This is a genomic window from Lentzea aerocolonigenes (assembly GCF_000955955.1).
GTDB lineage: Bacteria > Actinomycetota > Actinomycetes > Mycobacteriales > Pseudonocardiaceae > Lentzea > Lentzea aerocolonigenes_A.
The window spans coordinates 1-1747 of the sequence record NZ_JYJG01000123.1 but is presented as its reverse complement, the minus strand read 5'-3'; the positions used below and the strand labels follow the sequence as shown (position 1 = coordinate 1747).

The following is a 1747-nucleotide window of genomic DNA, read 5'->3' as shown; positions in this document are numbered from 1 at the left end:
GGGTGCAGCGTCGTGAGAACGCCTCGCCCACGGCGGAACTTCTCTCGTGACGTCTGAGTTTTCCGAACAGGACGGTGTCGGGGTCCACGACGCATTGCAGCGTTTGTGGACCCCGCACCGCTTGTCTTATGTGAAGGGTGAGGGCAAGGCACTCGGAGATGAGCCCGAGGGCTGTCCGTTCTGCCGTGTTGTCGAGCTGGACGACTCGGCGGGGCTGATCATCGCGCGAGGTGCCGAGGTCTTCGCGGTTTTGAACCTTTACCCGTACAACCCCGGTCATCTGATGGTGCTGCCGTATCGGCACGTGCCGGACTACACGGATCTGACTCTGTCGGAGACTCTCGAGTTCGCCGCGTTCACGCAGAAGGCGATGCGGGTGGGGCGGCACGTGGCGGCGCCGCACGGGTTCAACGTCGGCATGAACCAGGGTGTCGTGGCGGGGGCCGGAATCGCCGCTCACCTGCACCAGCACGTCGTGCCGAGGTGGGGCGGCGACGCGAACTTCATGCCCGTCATCGGGCACACCAAGGTCCTGCCGCAGCTGCTCGGGGAGACCCGTGACCTGCTCGCGGAGGGATGGAAGGCTGTCGACTAAACGCCGCGTTTAGCCGTCTGAACTGCGTGATTGAAATCCGTACCAATTCCTGGACAAAAGAGTGACAAAAACCACCCACGTTGTCCTGACTGGACAATCCGGATGGTTTCCACGTGGCGGGGAATAGGTCGGTTACAACTTTCGGGTGCATTTGGCCAACCGATCGAGACGTATCGCCAGCACAAAGCGATTCCAGGTAGGTGAGATCACCCACCTGGAGGTGTCAACTGCGAGTCAAATCCCCGCCGATGGCCGATCGTCTCCACGTGCACAGATGGTTACGGTGCGAACATGACCGCACCTGAGCGTTCGCGATTAGCGAGAGAACGGCTTTCGCGTGAGTTACGCCGGTTGCGCACCGAGGCGAAGATGACCGGCACGGCCACCGCCCGTGCCACCGGGATGAGCCAGTCAAAGCTGTCGAAGATCGAGAACGGCATGCTGCTCCCGTCCGTCACCGACGTGGAGCGTCTTGTCGCGGAACTGGCCGCGACGAGAGAGACGCGCATCGAACTGGTCGAACTCGCCAAGTCGCTGCACGCGGAGGCGGAGACCCGCCGCGTCGTGCTGCACCGAGGAGCGCACCGCCACCAGCAGACGATCACCCGCGTGGAGGCACGGGCGGCGACATCGAGGTTCTTCCAGGTCAACCTGGTGCCCTCGTTGCTGCAGTCCGAGTCCTACCTGCGGATCGTGCTGGGGACGATGCCGCAGTCGGAGCAGGAGGCCGCGGTGGCCGCCCTGCGCATCCGGCGCGCCCGGATGGACGACCTGGCCAAGCAGTTCGTGTTCCTGATGTCCGAGGGGGCGCTGCGCTGGCGGATGGGTTCGGCGGACCTGATGGCGGAACAGGTGGAGCACCTGGCCGCGATCCAGCGCCGCCCGAACGTCCGCCTGGGTGTCGTGCCCTGGAACGCGGACGCGAACGTGGTCGCCCTGCACGGGTTCCACATCTACGACGAGCGCGTGGTCACGGTCAGCGTGCTCACCGGCAACGCCACCATCACCGACCCGCTGGACGTGCGCGAGTACCTCGGCCTGTTCGGCCGGCTGGAGCGGCTGGCGGTGCGGGGGGAGGAGCTGCAGGCGTTGTTGAAGCGGATCGCCGAGGACCACCGGCGGCTCAGCTAGTGGCGCGACCCAGGACGTTGG

2 protein-coding genes are annotated in these 1747 nt (G+C 65.1%); both read left to right on the top strand.

Translation table 11 applies throughout. The annotated features are described in order from the left end of the window. Positions 1-46 precede the first annotated feature (46 nt). Entirely contained in the window at positions 47-595 is a 549-nt protein-coding gene (locus UK23_RS19055) for an HIT family protein (protein ID WP_045312918.1), read from the top strand. Between the two features lie 291 nt (positions 596-886). Beyond that, positions 887-1726: a helix-turn-helix domain-containing protein gene (locus tag UK23_RS19050; protein ID WP_045312917.1), complete on the top strand. Its 840-nt coding sequence runs from the start codon at positions 887-889 to the stop codon at positions 1724-1726. Positions 1727-1747 lie beyond the last annotated feature (21 nt).

What these genes read in the sequence shown, in the direction of transcription:
- UK23_RS19050 (WP_045312917.1), top strand. Translation starts at nt 887, where the DNA reads ATGACCGCACCTGAGCGTTCGCGATTAGCGAGAGAACGGCTTTCGCGT.